The 19,928-nt window shown below is 45.6% G+C and carries 18 protein-coding genes and 1 tRNA gene; 10 read left to right on the top strand and 9 right to left on the bottom strand.

The features are described from left to right. Positions 1-102 precede the first annotated feature (102 nt). The 6 genes from pgi (at position 103) to VC178_RS04740 (ending at position 5,814) form a co-directional block, all read left to right on the top strand. Complete coding sequence (gene pgi / locus VC178_RS04765) at positions 103-1,635, top strand: glucose-6-phosphate isomerase (RefSeq protein WP_323481754.1); 1,533 nt, start codon at positions 103-105, stop codon at positions 1,633-1,635. A gap of 50 nt (positions 1,636-1,685) precedes the next feature. Further along, positions 1,686-3,083: a phosphomannomutase/phosphoglucomutase gene (locus VC178_RS04760; RefSeq protein WP_323481753.1), complete on the top strand. Its 1,398-nt coding sequence runs from the start codon at positions 1,686-1,688 to the stop codon at positions 3,081-3,083. 39 nt (positions 3,084-3,122) lie between these two features. Beyond that, positions 3,123-4,250, top strand: a complete 1,128-nt coding sequence (gene nadA, locus VC178_RS04755) for a quinolinate synthase NadA (RefSeq protein WP_323481752.1) — start codon at positions 3,123-3,125, stop codon at positions 4,248-4,250. Between the two features lie 38 nt (positions 4,251-4,288). Further along, positions 4,289-5,143 carry a carboxylating nicotinate-nucleotide diphosphorylase gene (nadC, locus tag VC178_RS04750; RefSeq protein ID WP_323481751.1) on the top strand — a complete coding sequence of 285 codons (855 nt, stop codon included), beginning with the start codon at positions 4,289-4,291 and terminating at the stop codon, positions 5,141-5,143. Between the two features lie 226 nt (positions 5,144-5,369). Beyond that, positions 5,370-5,582: a BrnT family toxin gene (locus VC178_RS04745; RefSeq protein ID WP_251370098.1), complete on the top strand. Its 213-nt coding sequence runs from the start codon at positions 5,370-5,372 to the stop codon at positions 5,580-5,582. Next, positions 5,542-5,814 (top strand): BrnA antitoxin family protein, encoded by a 273-nt coding sequence (locus VC178_RS04740; RefSeq protein ID WP_215320336.1) that lies wholly within the window; start codon positions 5,542-5,544, stop codon positions 5,812-5,814. The genes VC178_RS04745 and VC178_RS04740 overlap by 41 nt, the downstream gene beginning before the upstream one ends. Before the next feature lie 5 nt (positions 5,815-5,819). On the opposite strand, the gene nadB is transcribed toward VC178_RS04740, so the two are convergent. From nadB to VC178_RS04720, 4 genes are all read right to left on the bottom strand, one after another. Next, positions 5,820-7,469, bottom strand: coding sequence for an L-aspartate oxidase (gene nadB, locus VC178_RS04735; RefSeq protein ID WP_323481750.1), 1,650 nt, complete (start codon positions 7,467-7,469; stop codon positions 5,820-5,822). Between the two features lie 67 nt (positions 7,470-7,536). Continuing rightward, complete coding sequence (gene fdhF, locus VC178_RS04730; RefSeq protein WP_323481749.1) at positions 7,537-10,431, bottom strand: formate dehydrogenase subunit alpha; 2,895 nt, start codon at positions 10,429-10,431, stop codon at positions 7,537-7,539. A 21-nt stretch (positions 10,432-10,452) separates the two neighbouring features. Continuing rightward, on the bottom strand, positions 10,453-12,255 hold the full coding sequence (locus tag VC178_RS04725; RefSeq protein WP_323481748.1) for an NAD(P)H-dependent oxidoreductase subunit E: 1,803 nt from the start codon (positions 12,253-12,255) through the stop codon (positions 10,453-10,455). Between the two features lie 144 nt (positions 12,256-12,399). After that, positions 12,400-12,624 (bottom strand): hypothetical protein, encoded by a 225-nt coding sequence (locus tag VC178_RS04720; RefSeq protein ID WP_216127391.1) that lies wholly within the window; start codon positions 12,622-12,624, stop codon positions 12,400-12,402. Positions 12,625-12,780: 156 nt separating this feature from the next. Between VC178_RS04720 and VC178_RS04715 the strand changes: the two genes are divergently transcribed. Further along, entirely contained in the window at positions 12,781-13,374 is a 594-nt protein-coding gene (locus tag VC178_RS04715; RefSeq protein WP_215296884.1) for a 3-keto-disaccharide hydrolase, read from the top strand. A gap of 3 nt (positions 13,375-13,377) precedes the next feature. Here the strand turns inward: VC178_RS04715 and VC178_RS04710 are convergent, their stop codons facing one another. From VC178_RS04710 to acs, 5 genes are all read right to left on the bottom strand, one after another. Next, on the bottom strand, positions 13,378-13,725 hold the full coding sequence (locus VC178_RS04710; protein WP_215296882.1) for a winged helix DNA-binding protein: 348 nt from the start codon (positions 13,723-13,725) through the stop codon (positions 13,378-13,380). 16 nt (positions 13,726-13,741) lie between these two features. Beyond that, complete coding sequence (locus VC178_RS04705; protein ID WP_323481747.1) at positions 13,742-14,077, bottom strand: toxin-antitoxin system TumE family protein; 336 nt, start codon at positions 14,075-14,077, stop codon at positions 13,742-13,744. A 64-nt stretch (positions 14,078-14,141) separates the two neighbouring features. Beyond that, positions 14,142-14,444, bottom strand: coding sequence for a YciI family protein (locus tag VC178_RS04700; protein WP_216177824.1), 303 nt, complete (start codon positions 14,442-14,444; stop codon positions 14,142-14,144). 109 nt (positions 14,445-14,553) lie between these two features. Continuing rightward, positions 14,554-14,644 (bottom strand) — tRNA-Ser (locus VC178_RS04695). Between the two features lie 59 nt (positions 14,645-14,703). Next, positions 14,704-16,677, bottom strand: coding sequence for an acetate--CoA ligase (acs, locus tag VC178_RS04690; RefSeq protein ID WP_215296877.1), 1,974 nt, complete (start codon positions 16,675-16,677; stop codon positions 14,704-14,706). Positions 16,678-16,862: 185 nt separating this feature from the next. Here acs and VC178_RS04685 point away from each other — a divergent pair, with 185 nt between their 5' ends. The 3 genes from VC178_RS04685 to VC178_RS04675 are packed head-to-tail and all read left to right on the top strand — an operon-like array spanning position 16,863 to position 19,923. After that, positions 16,863-18,386 (top strand): fumarate hydratase, encoded by a 1,524-nt coding sequence (locus VC178_RS04685; protein WP_323481746.1) that lies wholly within the window; start codon positions 16,863-16,865, stop codon positions 18,384-18,386. A gap of 29 nt (positions 18,387-18,415) precedes the next feature. After that, positions 18,416-19,240 (top strand): glutamate racemase, encoded by an 825-nt coding sequence (murI, locus tag VC178_RS04680; protein ID WP_323481745.1) that lies wholly within the window; start codon positions 18,416-18,418, stop codon positions 19,238-19,240. After that, the gene (locus tag VC178_RS04675) at positions 19,237-19,923 is read left to right on the top strand and encodes an energy transducer TonB (RefSeq protein WP_215296872.1); all 687 of its coding nucleotides are present in this window, start codon (positions 19,237-19,239) and stop codon (positions 19,921-19,923) included. Before murI ends, VC178_RS04675 begins: the two co-directional genes overlap by 4 nt. The last annotated feature ends 5 nt before the right edge of the window (positions 19,924-19,928 follow it).

Genomic DNA, 19,928 nt, shown 5'->3' with positions numbered 1-19,928 from the left:
TTTATCTCTATTTATGACTATTTGATGACACTCAATATACCGAAATCCTAACATTTTCAGTGTTTTAAGGGTTTTTGACCCCCTTATTGATAAAATCAAGATATGTCTTCAAAGCCAGATTCGAACAACGTGCACAGTGCTCAAAACCTCCACGGCAGCATGCCGAATGGAGCGCACACTGCAGTCGATGTTGTTTTAGATACGGCCTATCAAGGGATTGATTCTAATAATTGGTCTGATCTATTTAAGCTAGCGCGTAAGTCTGAGCTTCCAGAATTTATCGCTGATATGTTCGCTGGCAAGCATATCAACCAAAGCGAAGATCGCCCCGCTCTGCATTCAGCACTGCGCAACCTTTCAAAATCGCCAGTTATCTTAGACGGACTAGATGTCATGCCTGCCGTGACGGATGTTTGGCGAAGGATTGAAGCGCTCTGCAATAAATGGGTTGGTGTTACCGATGTTATTCACATTGGTATTGGTGGTTCAGACTTTGGACCACGCTTAGCCATTGAAGCACTAGCCCATGTGCCCGACATTGAGAGTCGTGGCATGCGGATGCATTTTCTAGCCAATATTGATACCGCTGAATTAGCCCGGATTCTGGATCGTGCACAACCCAATAGCACTCGCGTGATTATTGTTTCAAAGTCCTTTACGACCCTAGAGACCACCATGAATGCCAAGGCAGTAGTCGCTTGGTTGAAAGATAACAACTGCACAAAAGGTCAGATTGCTAAAGCCTTATTTGCGGTAACTGCTAATGTGCCTGCTGCCAAAGAGTTTGGTATAGCAGATGATCATATCTTTCCCTTCTGGGATTGGGTTGGCGGCCGTTACTCTGTTTGGTCAGCAGTAGGCTTACCCATTGCCTTGCAATATGGCTTTAAGACCTTTGAGGAATTTTTGGCTGGTGCACATGCAATGGATTTGCATTTTAAGAATGCACCCCTAGAAAATAATCTACCCGTCATCATGGCGCTAGCTTTACTGTATCAACAAGAAAAGCATGGCATTAAAGCGTATGCCGCCATTCCCTATGCAGATGCTTTAGATTGGTTTCCGAAATGGTTGCAACAACTGGACATGGAAAGCAATGGCAAGAGTGTTGGTAAAGATGGCAAGCCAGTGAAATATTCTTCACCAGTAGTATTTGGTAGTGCGGGCAGCAATGCGCAACACTCCTACTTCCAGCTATTCCACCAAGGTCCTGAGATCATTCCGATTGATTTTATTGCTGTACGCAAACCCATGAGCGCTCGACCTGAGTCCGTAGCGCATCATCGTATTTTGTTATCGAACTGCCTAGCGCAGGCCCAGGCTTTAGCGCACGGCAAGACTGATAGCAATCCAAATAATGTTTATCCAGGTAAGCGTCCAAGCAACTTATTGCTATTGCCTGAACTCAATGCTTTCTATTTAGGTGCATTACTAGCCTTGTACGAGAACCGTGCTGCTACTTTGGGTGCGCTCTGGAATATCAATAGCTTTGATCAACCTGGTGTTGAGTATGGGAAGGTGTTGGCAAAGCCAATTGAAAAAGCATTAGCGAGTGGCTCAGACCAAGTTGTTGCCAATGAGAGTGTTGATGCTATCACTGCTGAGCGCATTAATTTCCTGAATTCAAATTCTTAATTTTTTTATTTATTTTGCGCCCAGCGCTTCCTTTCATTTAAGGGTGTTTCATGCAACTCTCTCCATCTATCTTTAAGGCTTATGACATTCGCGGCATCATCAATGAAACCTTAGATCCATCGATTGCCAAACTCATTGGTCAAGCCTTTGGTACTGAGATGCGCGAGCTTGGCGAGACTGAAATTGTGATTGGTCGTGATGGTCGCTTATCTGGACCGAGCCTGATTGAAGCCTTAACTGAAGGTCTACTCTCCACTGGCATTAACGTGATTGATCTGGGTATGGTTGCTACCCCAATGGTCTACTTCGGTGCGAATCAAATCCTTGATGGTAAACAGCCCAAGTCCGGCATCATGATTACCGGTAGCCATAATCCACCAAACTACAACGGCTTCAAAATGGTTCTAGGTGGTGCTGCGATTTATGGGGATCAGATTCAGGCCTTGCGTAAACGTATTGAAGCCAAACAATTTGCTGCTGACGAATCTAATAAACTCGGCACTCGCAGTAGCTTTGATATTTTCCCGATGTATCTCAAGTACATCGTAGGTGATGTCAAAATTTCACGCCCGATGAAAATTGCCGTCGATTGCGGTAATGGCGTGGGCGGTGCGTTTGCTGGCAAACTCTTTAGGGCTCTCGGTTGCGAAGTACAAGAGCTGTTTTGTGAAGTCGATGGTCATTTTCCCAATCATCACCCTGACCCAGCACATCTTGAGAATCTTCAGGACCTGATTAAAAATTTGCAAAACACGGATAACGAATTAGGTCTTGCCTTTGATGGTGACGCTGATCGTTTAGGTGTTGTGACTAAAGATGGCCAAGTTATTTTTCCAGATCGTCAAATGATGCTTTTTGCTAAGGATGTTCTCTCTAGAAATCCTGGCGGTCAGATTATTTATGACGTGAAATGTACGCGTAACTTAGCCACCTGGGTTAAGCAGCATGGTGGCGAACCCTTGATGTGGAAAACCGGTCACTCTTTAGTGAAGGCCAAGCTTAAAGAAACTGGTGCACCCCTTGCTGGTGAAATGTCGGGTCACATCTTCTTTAAGGACCGTTGGTTTGGTTTTGATGATGGTCTCTATACAGCTGCTCGTCTTTTAGAAATCCTCTCTAAAGAAAAAGATCCTAGCAAGACGCTCAATGAACTGCCTAATGCTATTTGCACTCCAGAACTACAGCTCGCTTGTGCAGAGGGTGAGCCATTTACTTTGCTAGACAGCATTAAAGCTAATGCCAAGTTCCCTACTTCTCAATCGACTAATACGATCGATGGTGTGCGCGTGGAATATGCCGATGGCTTTGGCTTAGCAAGACCCTCCAATACCACTCCAGTGGTCGTGATGCGCTTTGAAGCAGATAGTGAAGAAGCGATTAAGCGTATTCAGGCAGAGTTTAAAGCTGTACTGTTGGCTGCCAAGCCAGATGCGAAGTTGCCGTTTTAGTAGCTGCGCAAAAATATCGGGAGTGGATTAAGATTTCGTATGAATTCAACTGTTAGCGCCCCGATTGCCTTTGACTATCCTCAGCAAGATGCTGCTGGGGTTACCTGTACTGCCCAAGCATGGGCAAAGGTCCCGCCTTATTTAGCAGCCCCTGAAAAAGCAACTGTCATTGCCCGCATCAAGCAGCTCTTGATTGAAAAAGATGCTGCTCTGATTGCTCACTACTATGTTGATGGCGATATTCAAGACTTGGCTTTGGAGACTGGTGGCTTTGTAGCTGACTCTCTAGAAATGGCAAGGTTTGGTAAGAACCATCCTGCCAAGAATCTCATTGTTGCCGGCGTTCGTTTTATGGGTGAGTCAGCAAAGATTCTCAGCCCTGAAAAGCGTGTCTTTATGCCAGACTTAGATGCAACCTGCTCCTTAGATCTTGGTTGTGATGCCAATGACTTTGCCAAATTTCGCGCAGACCATCCTGATCGAGTTGTGGTGGTGTATGCCAATACGAGTGCTGCAGTAAAAGCACAAGCGGATTGGATGGTCACTAGCTCTTGCGCTTTAGCAATTGTGCATCAACTTAAAGTTGAAGGTAAAAAAATATTATGGGCACCGGATCGACATCTCGGTAGGTATATTCAAGAACAGACTGGTGCTGATATGTTGTTATGGAATGGTGCCTGTATCGTGCATGATGAATTTAAAGCGACTGAATTAGAAATTCTCAAAGCTGCCCATCCCAATGCCATGATCTTGGTGCATCCCGAGTCACCCCAAGCTGTGGTTGATTTGGCTGATGTCGTTGGCTCAACTTCAGCCATGATCAAAGCAGTGGTTGAAGGTACTGCAAGCGAATACATTGTGGCCACGGATAAGGGTATCTTGCATCGCATGCGCCAGTTAGCCCCTAACAAGAAATTGATTGAGGCTCCCACTGCCGGTAATAGCGCCACCTGTAAGAGTTGCGCTCACTGTCCTTGGATGGCGATGAATGGTCTTCAAGGTATTTTAGATTGCCTGGAAAATACTTCTGGTGAAATCTTTGTTGAAGAACCTACTCGAACAAAAGCTTTGGTTTGTATTGAGCGCATGCTGGACTTTACTAAAAACCACCCTGATCTTTTAGCCAAAGCACAGCATGGCTTTGTCAAGAATATTGGCGCTGCTTAGCTTTTTTACTTTTAGTTTTATATATTAATAATTCTTTCATGTTTGATACCAACGAAACTTTAGAGCAAGCTCGCCAACGCAATATTCAGGATGCGCTCATGGAAGATATTGGCAAGGGTGATTGGACTGCCAAGTTAGTTCCCAATAAAACAGTGCAGGCACAACTAATTGTTCGCCAAGAAGCAGTGCTCTGTGGTGTAGATTGGTTTGAAGGCACGCTCAAGAAACTCGATCCCAATGCAAGGGTAACTTGGCATTACATCGAAGGGGACTTGATGAAACCCGATACTAAGGTATGCGATATACAAGCTGACTCTCAAGCCCTTCTGTCTGCTGAGCGTACTTGCATTAACTTCTTGCAGACCTTATCTTGGACTGCCAGTATTACTCGTCAACATGTTGATGCGATTGCTGGGGCTAGTCCTAATCCAAAAGGCTGTGCTGTATTAGATACCCGTAAAACAATTCCTGGTTTACGTCAGGCGCAGAAGTATGCGGTTCGTGTAGGCGGCGGCCAAAATCAACGACTCGCACTATGGCACGGCATCCTCATTAAAGAGAATCACATCGCTGCTGCAGGTAGTGTTACTGCAGCCTTAAAGAATGCCCAAGCACTCAATGCTGGAGTCGAGATTCAGATTGAAGTAGAAAACTTTGCGGAATTGGAAGAAGCTTTGGCTGCTGGTGCCAAGAGTATCTTGATTGATAACTTCAATACCGATCAAATGAAACAAGCTGTCGCTTTAACGGCTGGTCGCGCCTTACTAGAGGCTTCTGGTGGGATTAATTTAGATCAGATGCGCGCAATTGCTGCTACTGGTGTAGATCGCATCTCACTAGGCAAGCTAACCAAGGATATGAATGCCGTAGATTTCTCAATGAGAATTTTGTAGCACCTCTCTTCATCAGTCTTTGACTGACAAACTCTTCAAACCCTACTGATATGCAGTGGGGTTTTTCATTTCTAGACTAATGTCCTTGCATTAATTGGGCCCGCCGTCTCTTTCTCAATTTTTGTATTGACATTAATTATTTTTGTATATACATTAATTGGGTGGATACGTGATCGAGTTTGATGATGTGAAGCGTGAAATTACCCTTTTTGTAAGGGGGTTAGATATGGCGAGAGCAAACGAAGTCTTTGCTTTGTCCCATATGGACCAGCTAGACGATAGAAAGAATTATGGGGAAACAAGGATGATCACTTTTGGCTATTTAGATCACCTTCCAGTTGTGTTGGTTTGGACGTACAGAGGTAACACCAGAAGGATCATCAGCTTAAGGAGAGCAAATGAACGTGAAATTAAAAAATATATCGAAAGATTGGGTTGATCCGGATGACGCGCCCGAACTAGATGAGCAGTGGTTTCGAGATGCACACGTTTATGTTGGCGATACTTTAATTAAGCGAGGTGTTGGTCGCCCTCCAATTCAGAATGCAAAGGAAATGCTAAGTCTTAGATTAGATTCAGATATCTTAGAAAAATTACGTGCGAGCGGTAAAGGCTGGCAAACCCGCTTGAGTAAACATATTAAAGAGGCCGTTCTAAAGGGCACTCTATAAATCGCTTAGGTTTCAGAATTTTCTAAGCTACCCTCAGCTTGAGGGGTCAAAATCGTTGGATATGAGACCGCCCAAGTACCTGGGTAATCGCGGCTGTAATGCAATCCCCTGCTTTCTCTGCGCATGAGTGCTGATCTGACAATGAGTTCAGCACACTCTAGTAAGTTCCGCAATTCAATCAGATCGCGCGTCACTTTAAAGTTGGCGTAATACTCTTGCACTTCATATCTGAGAAGTTTAATTCTGTGGAGCGCGCGCTCTAATCGGCGATTGGTTCTCACAATACCAACGTAGTTCCACATCAAAGAACGTAATTCATCCCAGTTATGGGAGATCACCACCTGCTCATCAGCATCTTCTACCTGACTCTCATCCCAAAGAGGAAGATGTGGCATTACTGGAGTCTTTAGATTTGATATATCTTCTGCTGCAGCTTTACCAATCACCACGCACTCTAGAAGTGAATTACTCGCCAAACGATTGGCGCCATGCAAACCTGTGTAGGTTGCCTCACCTACCGCATATAGACCTGGTAAATCAGTGCGGCCTTTGAGATCCGTTACCACGCCGCCGCAGGTGTAATGGGCTGCAGGTACAACCGGTATTGGCTTTTTGGTGATATCCAAGCCAAGACTTAAGCAACGCGCGTAAATCATTGGGAAATGCTCTTTAATAAATGCTTCGCCAAGATGAGTCGCATCTAAATGAACATAATCAAGACCATGCTTCTTCATTTCAAAGTCGATGGCACGCGCCACGATATCGCGGGGAGCTAATTCATTGCGCTCATCATGGGCTGGCATAAAACGAGTGCCATCGGGCAATTTCAATAAGCCACCCTCACCACGCATTGCTTCAGTAATGAGGAAGGTACGATCACTGGGGTGATACAAACAGGTAGGATGAAATTGAATAAATTCCATATTGCCAACACGGCAACCTGCACGCCAAGCCATGGCAATACCATCGCCAGTAGCAGTATCAGGATTACTAGTATAGCGATAGACTTTGCCAACACCACCGGTAGCTAAGACTACCGACTTGGCTTCAATTGTTTCAACACGATTCTTTTGAATATCTAAGGCATATACGCCATAACACCGATTTGGCTTGCTACGCTGTGTCTTAGCATCTAGTTGACGATTGGTAATGAGATCGAGTGCAATCCAATGTTCCAAAATTCGGATATTTTTATGGGCTCTTGCTTTATCCAGCAACACTTCATGAATCGCCTTACCAGTTGCATCAGCAGCATGCGCAATTCGGCGATGACTATGGCCACCTTCACGAGTGAGATGCAAACCCATGGGGCCAGACTTATCTTCGGTAAAAGGAACGCCTTGCTCCACCAACCATTTAATGGCTTCAGCACTCTCTTCAGCAATGTAGCGAGCAGTTGACTCCACTACCAGTCCAGCACCGGCATCTATAGTGTCGGCCACATGAGAGTCAATACTGTCATGCTCTTTATCCACCACGCCAACAATGCCACCTTGGGCCCAAGCAGTAGCAGCTTCACTCAAGCCCCGTTTGGCCATCAAGATGACTGGCTGGTTCTCAGCCATGTGTAGAGCAACGGTTAACCCGGCTAATCCTGCCCCAATAATGAGAACTGGTAACTCAGCTTGGTTTTGGGAGGGTGATGAACTTGCCATAGAGGGATCATTCTAAAGGGCAAATCAAATTCGTGAGCTCTAGGTAAAAATCACAACAGATAAACGCTTAGATATTGACGGTTAACTCTGGTCCATTTGGTGCATTAGTGCCGTAGCCCATAATCTTGGCAACATCACCGCCCTTAGCGAGCTTGACTGCACAATATTTAAATTCTGGGATTTTGCCAAATGGGTCTAATGCAGAATTGGTAATCAAATTTGCCGCAGCTTCATAGTAAGCAAATGGTATGAAGATCACACCCCTTGGCGTACCATCATCTCTACGTACATGGATACCAACTTCGCCACGACGTGATTGCACAGTAATGACATCACCAGCAGAAACGCCTAACTGGGTCATATCTTCCCCATGCATTGAGACAGTTGCCATGGGCTCGATTGCATCCAGTATGGTTGCACGGCGCGTCATACTACCGGTATGCCAATGCTCCAACTGACGACCAGTAATCAGTACAAATGGATATTCAGTATCGGGACGTTCATTTGCTGGAATGATATCCGCAGGAACGAGTTTGACTTTGCCGTCAGGAGTATCAAAAGAATCATCAAAGACAATTGGACGACCAGGATCTTCAAGTGATAAACAAGGGTAAGTGACACTCGATTCTTTTTCAAGGCGCTCCCAAGTAATGCCTTTAATTGCGCCATGCATTGCTTGACGCATTTCTTCATAGACTGCTGCAACTCCAGCATCAGGACCTGGGTAATTCCAATTGAGGCCCATACGCTTAGCAATCTCTTGGATGATCCACAGATCAGGCTTAGCTTCGCCAGGAGGATTGATTGCTTTTTTACCCATCTGCACCATACGGTCCGTATTGCTTGCAGTACCGACCTTCTCAGGCCAAGCACTTGCAGGTAAAACAACGTCAGCGAGCAATGCGGTTTCAGTCATAAAGATATCCTGCACTACCAAATGCTCTAGAGAGGCTAGTGCATGGCGAGCATGATTGAGATCGGGGTCGCTCATTGCTGGGTTTTCACCCTCGACATACATACCGCGAATTTTATGTGAATCACTATCAGGCGCAGTGATCTTATGCATGATCTCTACCACGGTATAGCCAGGTTTCTTATCAAGAGGCGTTCCCCAGAATTTTTCAAACCAAGCATGCGCTTCTGGATTATCAACTCGTTGATAGTTAGGGAACATCATCGGTATCAAACCAGCATCACTAGCACCCTGCACGTTATTTTGACCGCGCAGTGGATGCAGTCCTGAGCCAGGCTTACCAATTTGGCCGGTGATGCTCACCAAGGCGATTAAGCAGCGTGCATTATCTGTGCCATGAACGTGCTGGCTAATACCCATACCCCACAAAATCATGGCTGATTTTGTAGTGGCAAACTCTCTAGCCACTTCACGCAGAGTTTCGGGTGGAATACCGCAGATCGGCGCCATAGCTTCAGGGCTATAGCCCTTGATATTGTCTTTTAGCGCTTCATAATTATTGGCACGATTCGTAATGAAGTCTTTGTCCGCCAAGCCTTCTTCAATAATCGTATAGATCATGGCATTGAGCATTGCCACATCGGTATCTGGCTTGAACTGCATAGTGCGCCAAGCATGTTTACTGATCTCGGTCATACGAGGATCGCACAGCACAATCTTGGCACCTCGTTTAGCCGCATTCTTAAACCAAGTTGCAGCGACAGGATGATTAGCTGTTGGGTTTGATCCAATCAAGAAAATCAAACTGGAGTGCTCAACATCATTGACTTGGTTACTAACAGCGCCCGAACCAACACCTTCTAATAACGCTGCAACAGATGAGGCATGACAAAGACGGGTGCAGTGATCAACGTTGTTACTACCAAATCCAGTACGAACTAATTTCTGGAATAAATACGCCTCTTCATTACTGCCTTTAGCAGAGCCGAAGCCAGCCAAGACTTTAAGGCCGTGCTTATCTTTTAACTCTTTAAGCTTGCCGCCAGCAAAATCCAAAGCCTCTTCCCAAGTTGCTTCACGGAAGATATCTGACCAGTCTTGCTTGCCTTCTAGAATGGATTCATCCTTAGGAACGCCTGGTTTACGAATGAGTGGTTTTGTTAAGCGCTGTGGATTGTGGATGTAATCCATGCCGAAGCGGCCCTTGACGCATAAACGATTATGGTTGGCTGGGCCATCGCGACCCTCAACACTCACAATCTTTTCATCTTTGACGTTATAAGTTATCTGGCAACCCACGCCACAAAATGGACATACAGAATCCACTTTGCGATCTACTATTTGTGAGCCAATTAAGCCTTTTGGCATCAATGCACCAGTAGGACATGCTTGTACACACTCGCCACAGGCAACGCAAGTGCTGTCACCCATTGGATCATTGAGATCAAACACAATCTCGCTGTGGGCCCCACGCATCGCGTAGCCAATGACATCATTGACCTGCTCTTCACGGCAAGCACGCACGCAACGATTACATTGAATACAGGCATCTAGATTAACTGCCATTGCTGGATGGGAAATATCGTGAGCAACTTTTTCACGCCGTAAGGCTTTCAGCTCTGGGCGCACTGTGACATCCATCCGCGCAGCCCAAGTACTAAGCTCACCATGTTGATGCTTTTGTTCTTCTGCTTTGCTATCACCAACCCACTTAAAACCTTCATCAGGCATATCGGAGAGCAACATCTCCAGTACCAGTTTTTGACTTTTTATAGCGCGCTCGCTATTGGCTTTAACTTCCATACCTGATGTTGCACTTCTGCAGCAACTTGGAGCTAAGGTACGCTCACCATTGATTTCCACAACGCAAGCTCGGCAGTTACCATCAGGACGGTAACCATCTTTGAAACAGAGATGGGGAATATCAATCCCATGACGTTTTGCAGCCTTGAGAATCGTTTCGCCTTCATAAGAAACAATCGTCTTGCCGTCGAGCTTGAACTCAACGGTTTGGAGTTCGATTTCTTTTGGATTGGTTGGTGCGTTCATAGGTGTCTCGTTCTTCCCTTTTTATACGATTTCTTGTGGGAAATATTTATGAATACAACGAATCGGATTTGGTGCGGCTTGACCTAAGCCACAAATCGACGCATCTACCATGACAGTAGCCAAATCTTCGAGGGTTTCTTGATCCCATGATTTCGCTTGCATCAATTTCGCAGCTTTACCGGTACCAACTCGGCATGGAGTGCACTGACCACAACTCTCGTGCTCAAAGAAGTACATCACATTCAAAGCCATATCACGTGCTTTATCTTTGTCACTAAACACCATCACTGCAGCAGAACCGATGAAACAGCCGTACGGTTGCAGGGTATCAAAGTCCAGCGGAATATCATTCATGGTCGCCGGCAAAATACCACCCGATGCGCCACCCGGTAAATAACCATAGAACTGATGACCATCTTGCATGCCACCACAGTACTCATCAATCAATTCTTGAATCGTGATACCAGCTGGTGCCAACTTCACACCTGGCATTTTCACGCGCCCACTTACACTAAAACTCCGCAAGCCTTTACGATCATGACGACCGAAAGAACTAAACCACTCTGGACCGCGTTGAACAATGTCACGCACCCAATACAGAGTTTCAAAGTTGTGCTCTAGAGTTGGTCTACCAAATAAACCCACTTGTGCAATGTATGGCGGACGCATCCGGGGTTCGCCACGCTTACCTTCAATACTCTCAATCATGGCGGATTCTTCACCGCAGATATAGGCCCCTGCACCGCGACGCAATTCAATATTAGGAATCGGAAATGGTGGATTTGCTTTGAGCTTTGCTATTTCTTTTTCGAGCAATTCACGGCAGCCGTGATACTCATCACGCAAGTAAATGTAGCAAGCATTAATCCCAACGACATTTGCTGCAATGAGTAAGCCCTCAAGGAAGCGATGGGGATCACGCTCTAAATAGGTTCGATCTTTAAAAGTGCCAGGCTCACCTTCGTCAATATTGACAGCCATGAGCTTAGGTGCTGTTTGGTCTTTCACGATGCGCCACTTGCGACCTGCTGGAAAACCTGCGCCACCCAAGCCACGCAAGCCAGAACTCTCCATCGCCTTGATTACACTCTCAGCGTCTCTCTTACCTTCATGAATTTCTCTAGCTAATGTATAACCACCTTGAGCACGGTAAGCCTCATAGCCAACATAGTCAGGTGAAACTGCTTGGTTCTCACCTTGCGGAGATACACCATGCCCTGCTAATGCAGCCGGATCAAAGCTGGCATCATCTTTTGCCATTGGCTGGGTAGTTAATTGGTTGCTGACCGCAGCCTTAACTTTTTCTGCTGTAGCAAATAGCACTGGATATTGATGCACTACCGCTACAGGCGCTTGTTCGCAACGACCCACACAAGGAGCTGCTATTACTTTGACCTTGGGATTTCCTAAAATCGCAGGAAGTTTGGCCATTAGGTTTTGTGCACCAGCTAATTCACAAGCAATTCCATCACATACGCGCACAGTAATATCCGCCACAGGATCGTTGCCGCGCACTACCTCAAAGTGATGATAAAAAGTGGCGACTTCATAAACCTCAGCCATAGGCAAATTCATTTCTTTTGCCAGAGCAACCAAATGTCGATCATGTAATGCACGATACTCATCATTCAGCTTATGAAGATTTTCAATCAGCAAGTCTCGACGATGGGCCGCCTCACCAATCAGCTGTCGAACCTCTGCCAAAGATGTGTCATCTGCTTGACGACCTTTTAATTTACTTTTTCGGCGAATGGTCTCCCTCAAATCATCTGCAGTAGCCACTGCAACTGCTTTAACTTCTTGTGAAGGCTTTGGGTGATTCATATTCTCTAATCTTTATCGTTTTAATGCATCCATTTGCGCTACTCAAAACTAGCTAAAACGCAAAATAACGCTTGATTTTGGGTTATTTCACCCCCTAAGTCCTTGACGGCGCTCAAGGGATTGAAATCAGGGTAAACCCTGATATTAGAGAAGGGATGGAGATGGCTTATCGCCTGGGGGTAGAGAGTAGTCTAGCTTCCGCTCGTAAAGACGTGCCTTATAGCAGTCTTGATAGCCTTTACTACCGATTTGCCAACCAATGGAGGTGCAGTCATCCTGAGCGGCAGACTCAATCGAGCCACAGGCTGTAAGGTTTAAAGCAGCAAAAATAGTAAAAATGAGGAGAAGGCGCGATTTTGTCAAATTCATAATGCAAGTCTACTTGATTCTGAGGTCAATATAGACGTAGTAGATCAAGTTTTGTCTTAGAACTTTCAGGGAAAGCCGCTACTTGCACTTCGCCACCATTATCAGCAACAATCAACAGGTTCCAAATAAATAATATAACTTCAGTGGAGACCTCCTATGAAATCAACCTTGAAATTCCTAGCCGCACTCTTTCTTTGTGCTCAAACCATTCTTTTTAGCAGCGTTGCTCATGCACAAAATCAAGATGGTTTTGTAGACATGATTGATGGGGTGAGCCTCAACGGCTGGAATATTGTGGGTAACGCGAGTTGGGTCATTGGCAATGGAATTGTTGAAGGCAATAAGCCCAGCGGTTTTTTGGTAAGCACCAAAACTTATAAGAACTTTGTTATCAAAGCAGAATTTTGGGCTGAATCCAATACTAATAGCGGTATCTTTATTCGCTGCCAAGACCCCAATAAAGTCTCTGCAAATAACTCTTATGAAATCAATATCTGGGACACTCGCCCGGAACAAGCTTATGCTACCGGCGCAATTGTGGATGTCGCAAAAGTGGATCCGATTCATAAAGCTGGTGGACGTTGGAACACGATGGAGATCGTTGCCAATGGGTCGCATTTCAAAGTGACGATGAATGGGGTTGTTACTGTCGCCGATGCGCAAGACAGTCGCTTTGCTGAAGGCCCCATTGCCCTGCAATCTGCAGGCGGAACGATCAAGTTCAGGAAAGTTCAGATCAAGCCAATTTAAGATTTATACAAAAATCTCAATACGATCGCCGCAGGCTATGGGTTTTAATGCCCTATCCTGCTTTTTCATTTTTACAAGCCCGTAATTCGACATCGTTTTTAGTGTTCTAGATAAATTACCTTGCTTGCGACCAGTGAGGTCTGCTAACTCAGAGATCGACACGGGCTTAGATGATCTAATGACTTCCAACAGGGCCCGGTTTTCATCACTTAAAACCTGAGCTAAAGAGCGCATAGAGGTAAACCATATTTTAGGATCACTCGACTTAGCCTTCAAATCGCCTCTTGCAATTGCAAGTATGCGTTTTCGAATTTCTTCTTGTGATGCAATGCCAATTTTGATAACTTTCATTTCCCTTTAGCCGCCTTTAATGCTCTATCAACATCAAGGAAGATACGCCTAGTAGCTGATATGCATCTTTAAATACATAGTAAACCCCTTGATCATGAGAACTTCGATGCTTATGGTCATATGGTAATTTTCTTCCAGCATAACCAGATCTAGTCTTTAGGGCATGGGCATTGTCATAGCCCATGATCCTCAAGCCCTGAGGATCATGGAGTGTCAACGAATACCGGACACCATGTGGAATTGCAGTTGTAACCTCAACCTGCCAAGCCTCAATCTTCACCCAGTAACCATCCTCTTGATCTATCACCTGTTGATGCAGGTCTAGTAATGTGGAGATGCCGACATTCTTCATCTCCAAACTATATCAGCTAATGATATACCAAAAGTAACAACCCATCCTCAATATAGGGATCTTTTTATGCAGGTGGAAATCCAGCCTTCTGTGCCCACATGTTATTAAACACATGAATCACCGGTTTTTCATATACGCCTGCTTTAGTGAAAGGCTCATCTTTCAACCATGCATCCACAGCTGCCCTACTTGGAAAATCCATTGCCAGCAAACTACCTACTACGGTATTGCCATCTTCAGAAGTGAGGGGTCCAGCAAAAGCCATGCGCTCTGCTTGTTGTGCCAAGTAAGCACGATGCTCTGGACGTATTTGTACTCGCAGCTCTGATGTACCAGGACGATCCATTAATAGAATTGCAAAAATCATATTGCCTCCAAATATTTTATTAAGCTTATTAACTTTATTTACCTTAGTCACTCGGATATTACGGTAAACCATCAAGCAAAAACCACCCGCAGGTGGTTTTCGTGATAAATGGCGGAAGGGGCGGGATTCGAACCCGCGGTAGGCTATTAACCTACGCACGCTTTCCAGGCGTGTGACTTAAACCGCTCATCCACCCTTCCGGAACCGTTGATTATACGATTGCCGAAAGGGGTTCGTCTCAAACCCCCATGAAGACAGCTTAGAGAGACTCTTTGAGTTGATCCAAAATCGCTGGGTTTTCTAGCGTAGAGGTATCTTGAGTGACTTCCTCGCCCTTCGCGATTACACGCAATAGACGGCGCATGATCTTGCCCGAACGGGTCTTAGGTAAGTTATCACCAAAACGTACATCTTTTGGCTTAGCAATTGGACCAATCTCTTTACCAACCCAGTTACGTAATTCCGTTGCAAGCTTTTTAGCCTCATCACCTGTTGGGCGACCGCCTTTTAGAACCACGAATACGCAAATCGCTTCACCAGTGAGCTCATCTGGACGACCAACCACTGCGGCTTCAGCAACTAATGGATTAGCCACCAAGCAAGATTCGATTTCCATAGTTCCCATGCGGTGACCAGAAACGTTCAAGACATCATCAATACGGCCAGTAATAGTGAAGTAACCAGTATCTTTATTACGAATAGCACCGTCACCAGCGAGATATAAAGTGCCGCCCAATTCTTCAGGGAAGTAAGACTTCACAAAGCGATCTGGATCACCCCAAATGTTGCGGATCATGGAAGGCCATGGACGCTTCACAACCAAAATACCGCCTTGACCATTAGGCACGTCTACACCCGCTTCATCCACAATAGCTGCTTGAATGCCTGGCAATGGCAAGGTACATGAACCTGGAACCATTGGCGTTGCACCTGGCAATGGAGAAATCATATGACCACCAGTTTCGGTTTGCCAGAACGTATCTGCGATTGGACAACGTGAACCACCCACATTCTCGTAGTACCAGATCCACGCTTCTGGATTGATTGGTTCACCAACAGAACCCAAGAGGCGTAAGGAAGTTAAGTTGTAGCTCTTTGGATGAACGGCCTCATCATTGCTCGACGCTTTGATCAAAGACCGAATTGCAGTTGGTGCTGTGTAAAAAATAGTGGCATTGTGCTTTTGAATCATGTCCCAGAAGCGACCCGCATTAGGATAGGTTGGCACACCTTCAAACACAATCTCGGTGGCACCCACTGCGAGTGGACCATAAGTAATATAAGAGTGTCCTGTTACCCAACCAATGTCAGCGGTACACCAGAACACATCGCTAGGTTTGATATCAAAGGTCCACTTCATTGTGAGGATCGCCCACAAGAGGTAGCCCCCTGTAGAGTGTTGCACACCCTTAGGTTTACCAGTAGAGCCTGATGTATACAGAATAAACAATGGGTGCTCAGCACTGACCCACTCCGGCTCACAAGTCGTCGCTTCCTGAGCCATGATGTCTTGCATCCAAACATCACGCCCTGCCGTCATGGCAATATCAGCACCAGTACGCTTGCTCACAATCACGTGCTTTACCTTAGGACATTCGCCAGTGGAAAGGGCTTCATCGCAAATTGCCTTTAAAGGTAATGCTTTGCCACCACGGAACTGGCCATCAGCAGTAATCACTGCAACTGCACCAACATCCATAATGCGATCGCGCAAGGCTTGCGCCGAGAATCCACCAAACACTACAGAGTGAATTGCACCGATACGAGCACATGCTTGCATGGCTACAATGCCCTCGATAGTCATTGCCATATAAATAATGACACTGTCACCAGACTTGACGCCCATTTTGCGCAGTGCGTTTGCCATTTTGCACACGCGCTCAAGCAACTCTTTGTAAGTGACCTTAGTAACGCTACCGTCATCAGACTCAAAAATGATGGCAGTTTTATCGCCTAAGCCGGCTTCGACTTGACGATCTAAGCAGTTATAAGAAGCGTTTGTTGTGCCATCTTCAAACCATTTATAGAAAGGCGCTTTAGATTCATCTAAAACTTTGGTAAACGGCTTTTTCCAATAAATATTTTCTTTTGCAAGACGCCCCCAGAAACCGTCATAATCTTTTTCCGCTTCAGCACAAAGCTTGGTATAGGCATCCATACCTGGAATTGCCGCACCCTTTACAAAATCTGCAGGTGGGTGAAATACGCGGTTTTCTTGCTTTAATGGTTCCATGCTTCGCAGCCCTCTATCTAACAATCAATGGCCTTTACATCTCAAAATGCGCAAAATGTCGCAAAATGGCGGGTTTAGACCTTCTGAACCTTCAAAGATAAGTGAAAACACTCGGGATTTGCTCTATGGCAAACCCTTAAAATAGGCCAAACCTTACTATTAATGTGGAAATAAGCTAGAAAGCCATGACAAATATCAAACAAAACGATCTCATTCAAAGCGTTGCAGACGCATTCCAGTTCATTTCTTACTACCACCCCAAAGATTTCATTGATGCGATGGGCAAGGCTTACTCCCTTGAAAAAGGCGAAGCTGCCAAGGATGCGATTGCCCAAATTTTGACCAATAGCCGGATGTGCGCTGAAGGTCATCGCCCACTTTGCCAAGATACCGGTATTGCTGTGGTCTTCCTCAAGATTGGTATGAATGTACAGTGGTCAGATGCCACGATGAGCGTCACTGACATGGTCAACGAAGGTGTTCGTCGTGCCTACCTCAATCCAGAAAACACTTTGCGTGCTTCAGTGTTAGCTGACCCTGCAGGCAAACGCAAAAATACTGGCGATAACACCCCAGCAGTGATTCATTATGAAATCGTTCCGGGCGATGATGTTGAAGTGATATGCGCCGCTAAAGGTGGTGGTTCAGAAAACAAAGCCAAGATGGTCATGCTTAATCCTTCCGACTCTATCGTTGACTGGGTAGTGAAGACTGTTCCGACGATGGGCGCCGGTTGGTGCCCTCCCGGCATCCTCGGTATTGGTATTGGCGGTACTCCAGAAAAAGCGATGTTGATGGCTAAAGAAGCTCTGATGGGTCCAGTCGACATTCAAGAGCTGATTGTGCGTGGAGCAAAAAATCGCGTAGAAGAATTGCGTCTCGAGATTTACGAGAAGGTCAATAAATTAGGTATCGGTGCGCAAGGCTTAGGTGGCTTAGCTACTGTGCTTGATATTAAGATCTTGGACTACCCAACCCACGCAGCTTCCTTACCCGTCGCCATGATTCCTAACTGTGCGGCAACTCGTCACGTGCATTTCCATTTACACGGCGATGGCCCAGCAAAATTAGAGATGCCCTCACTGTCCGATTGGCCAGATGTTACCTGGACACCTGATGTACAAAAATCCAAACGCATCAATTTAGATACATTAACCGCCGAGGAAGTAGCGAGCTGGAAACCGGGACAGACACTATTGTTAAACGGCAAAATCTTGACGGGACGCGATGCCGCTCATAAACGCATTCAGGATATGTTGGCTAAAGGCGAAGAATTGCCAGTCAGCTTTAAGAATCGCGTGATCTACTATGTTGGTCCAGTTGATCCAGTTGGCAATGAAGTGGTTGGTCCAGCAGGTCCCACCACTTCTACCCGCATGGATAAGTTCACTGAGATGATGTTAGCTAAAACGGGCTTGATTTCTATGATTGGAAAAGCTGAGCGTGGTCCTGCAGCAATTGAAGCGATCAAGAAACATAAATCTGCTTATCTCATGGCTGTAGGAGGTGCTGCTTACTTAGTATCTAAGGCAATACAAACTTCTAAAGTAGTTGGCTTTGCTGATCTCGGCATGGAAGCAATTTATGAGTTTGATGTCAAAGATATGCCGGTAACCGTTGCCGTGAACTCCGAAGGTATCTCAATGCATGAGACTGGCCCGAAAGAATGGCAAGCGAAGATTGGCAATATTCCAGTCACGATTGCGTAATACATGTTGGCTTTTGAATTGGCACCGAATTGTCGCTTATAGGCGTTTTTGATTCTGGCGTGGGTGGCTTATCCATTTTGGATGAAGCCCTACGCCAGCTTCCGCAACATGACTATATTTATTTAGCAGATTCTGTAAACGCACCATATGGTGAAAAATCCAGTGAATGGATTTCTGCGCGTAGCTTAAGTCTTTGCAAATATTTAGCCGATGCCGGATGTGATGCCATTGTGGTTGCTTGCAATACTGCTACTGCTGAAGCCATCAAACATATTCGAGCTGAAGTGCTAGTGCCCGTCATCGGTGTTGAACCAGGCATCAAGCCTGCTGCCATGCAATCTGAAAATGGCATTGTGGGTGTCTTGGCAACTGAAGCCACTCTCAAGAGCGATAAATTCAATGCATTATTAGCCACCCTCCCCAATCATTGTCGTTTCATCAAACAAGCTGGCGCTGGACTAGTGCCATTGATTGAAGCTGGCAAAGCGGATAGTGAAGAAACCTTGGAGCTGCTTGCAAAGCATCTGGAGCCCATTCAAGATGCAGGTTCAGATACTTTGGTTTTAGGTTGCACTCATTATCCATTCTTGAGAAACGCGATTCGTAAATTATTAGGTGACACGATCACCCTAATCGATACGAGCGAAGCCGTCGTTCGACAATTAAAGCGTCAATTAGAGCAAATAGACTCCGCTAGTAAATTAACGAAAGGTGCATCCTTAAGAGATCATGGGGCAGTGCACTTTGTGAGCAGCAAAGATGAGCTTACCTTACTCAAGATGGCGCAAGATTTAATGCAGAGTGATCTCGATTCTCACGATGTCAGCTCAAGTTTATTGGGTAGCATTCAATGAGCACTTTTTTGGAGAAGATCGATGCACGTCTTCCGTTTACAAAAACGGAACGCATCATTATTGGCATCGTGCTGCTATTGCATGCCCTGCCGGCTTTAGAGTTTTTACATTTTTCATCACGTCCGCCCAAAATGGATGATGCACGGGTCATGGCTAATTTAGTCAGCCCTGATACCGCTGCCAATAAAAGTCAGCAAGCTCCTGCTACACCGCCACCCAAACCCAAGGAAGAGCCTAAGAAAAAAACTGTGGAGGATAAATCATCACAAAAACCAACGCCTCCACAGACTCAGAACACTAGCCAACAAACTCAGCAGCAAACCAAGAGTGAAGCCCAGATGCAAAATGCGGCTGTTGCCCCTTCTACGACAGGGGGTGCTAGCGGCACGCCCATACAGACGGACATTGGTAAACTGGTCGTTGTATATCAACCTGATGCTGATGCTTATTACCCTTCGTTCTCCAAACGATCTGGTGAACAAGGTACCGTAGTTGTCCGATTAATTATTTCTGAGGCGGGAGAAGTAGAAGATGTTGCTATATTGCAATCAAGCGCTTTTCCCAGACTGGACCGTGCGGCAACCGATATTGGCAGACGTTACCGGTTTAAACCTTTTTTAGTCAATGGCTCACCCCAAAGAATTTCTACTAATCTTTTAATTAAATTTAATCTCAAGAATTAAGGACT

Source organism: Polynucleobacter sp. AP-Sanab-80-C2, assembly GCF_035012965.1.
In the GTDB taxonomy this organism is placed as follows: Bacteria; Pseudomonadota; Gammaproteobacteria; order Burkholderiales; family Burkholderiaceae; genus Polynucleobacter.
The sequence above is the reverse complement of the archived record's forward strand: the minus strand, read 5'-3'. Positions and strand labels throughout refer to the sequence as shown.

Coding starts and splice junctions, on each gene's coding strand:
- VC178_RS04685 (WP_323481746.1), top strand. CDS start 16,863: ATGACAAATATCAAACAAAACGATCTCATTCAAAGCGTTGCAGACGCA.
- nadC (WP_323481751.1), top strand. CDS start 4,289: ATGTTTGATACCAACGAAACTTTAGAGCAAGCTCGCCAACGCAATATT.
- VC178_RS04720 (WP_216127391.1), bottom strand. CDS start 12,624: ATGAATTTGACAAAATCGCGCCTTCTCCTCATTTTTACTATTTTTGCT.
- VC178_RS04760 (WP_323481753.1), top strand. CDS start 1,686: ATGCAACTCTCTCCATCTATCTTTAAGGCTTATGACATTCGCGGCATC.
- acs (WP_215296877.1), bottom strand. CDS start 16,677: ATGGAACCATTAAAGCAAGAAAACCGCGTATTTCACCCACCTGCAGAT.
- VC178_RS04700 (WP_216177824.1), bottom strand. CDS start 14,444: ATGATTTTTGCAATTCTATTAATGGATCGTCCTGGTACATCAGAGCTG.
- nadB (WP_323481750.1), bottom strand. CDS start 7,469: ATGGCAAGTTCATCACCCTCCCAAAACCAAGCTGAGTTACCAGTTCTC.
- VC178_RS04745 (WP_251370098.1), top strand. CDS start 5,370: ATGGCGAGAGCAAACGAAGTCTTTGCTTTGTCCCATATGGACCAGCTA.
- VC178_RS04740 (WP_215320336.1), top strand. CDS start 5,542: ATGAACGTGAAATTAAAAAATATATCGAAAGATTGGGTTGATCCGGAT.
- VC178_RS04715 (WP_215296884.1), top strand. CDS start 12,781: ATGAAATCAACCTTGAAATTCCTAGCCGCACTCTTTCTTTGTGCTCAA.
- VC178_RS04675 (WP_215296872.1), top strand. CDS start 19,237: ATGAGCACTTTTTTGGAGAAGATCGATGCACGTCTTCCGTTTACAAAA.
- VC178_RS04705 (WP_323481747.1), bottom strand. CDS start 14,077: ATGAAGAATGTCGGCATCTCCACATTACTAGACCTGCATCAACAGGTG.
- pgi (WP_323481754.1), top strand. CDS start 103: ATGTCTTCAAAGCCAGATTCGAACAACGTGCACAGTGCTCAAAACCTC.
- VC178_RS04725 (WP_323481748.1), bottom strand. CDS start 12,255: ATGAATCACCCAAAGCCTTCACAAGAAGTTAAAGCAGTTGCAGTGGCT.
- nadA (WP_323481752.1), top strand. CDS start 3,123: ATGAATTCAACTGTTAGCGCCCCGATTGCCTTTGACTATCCTCAGCAA.
- fdhF (WP_323481749.1), bottom strand. CDS start 10,431: ATGAACGCACCAACCAATCCAAAAGAAATCGAACTCCAAACCGTTGAG.
- VC178_RS04710 (WP_215296882.1), bottom strand. CDS start 13,725: ATGAAAGTTATCAAAATTGGCATTGCATCACAAGAAGAAATTCGAAAA.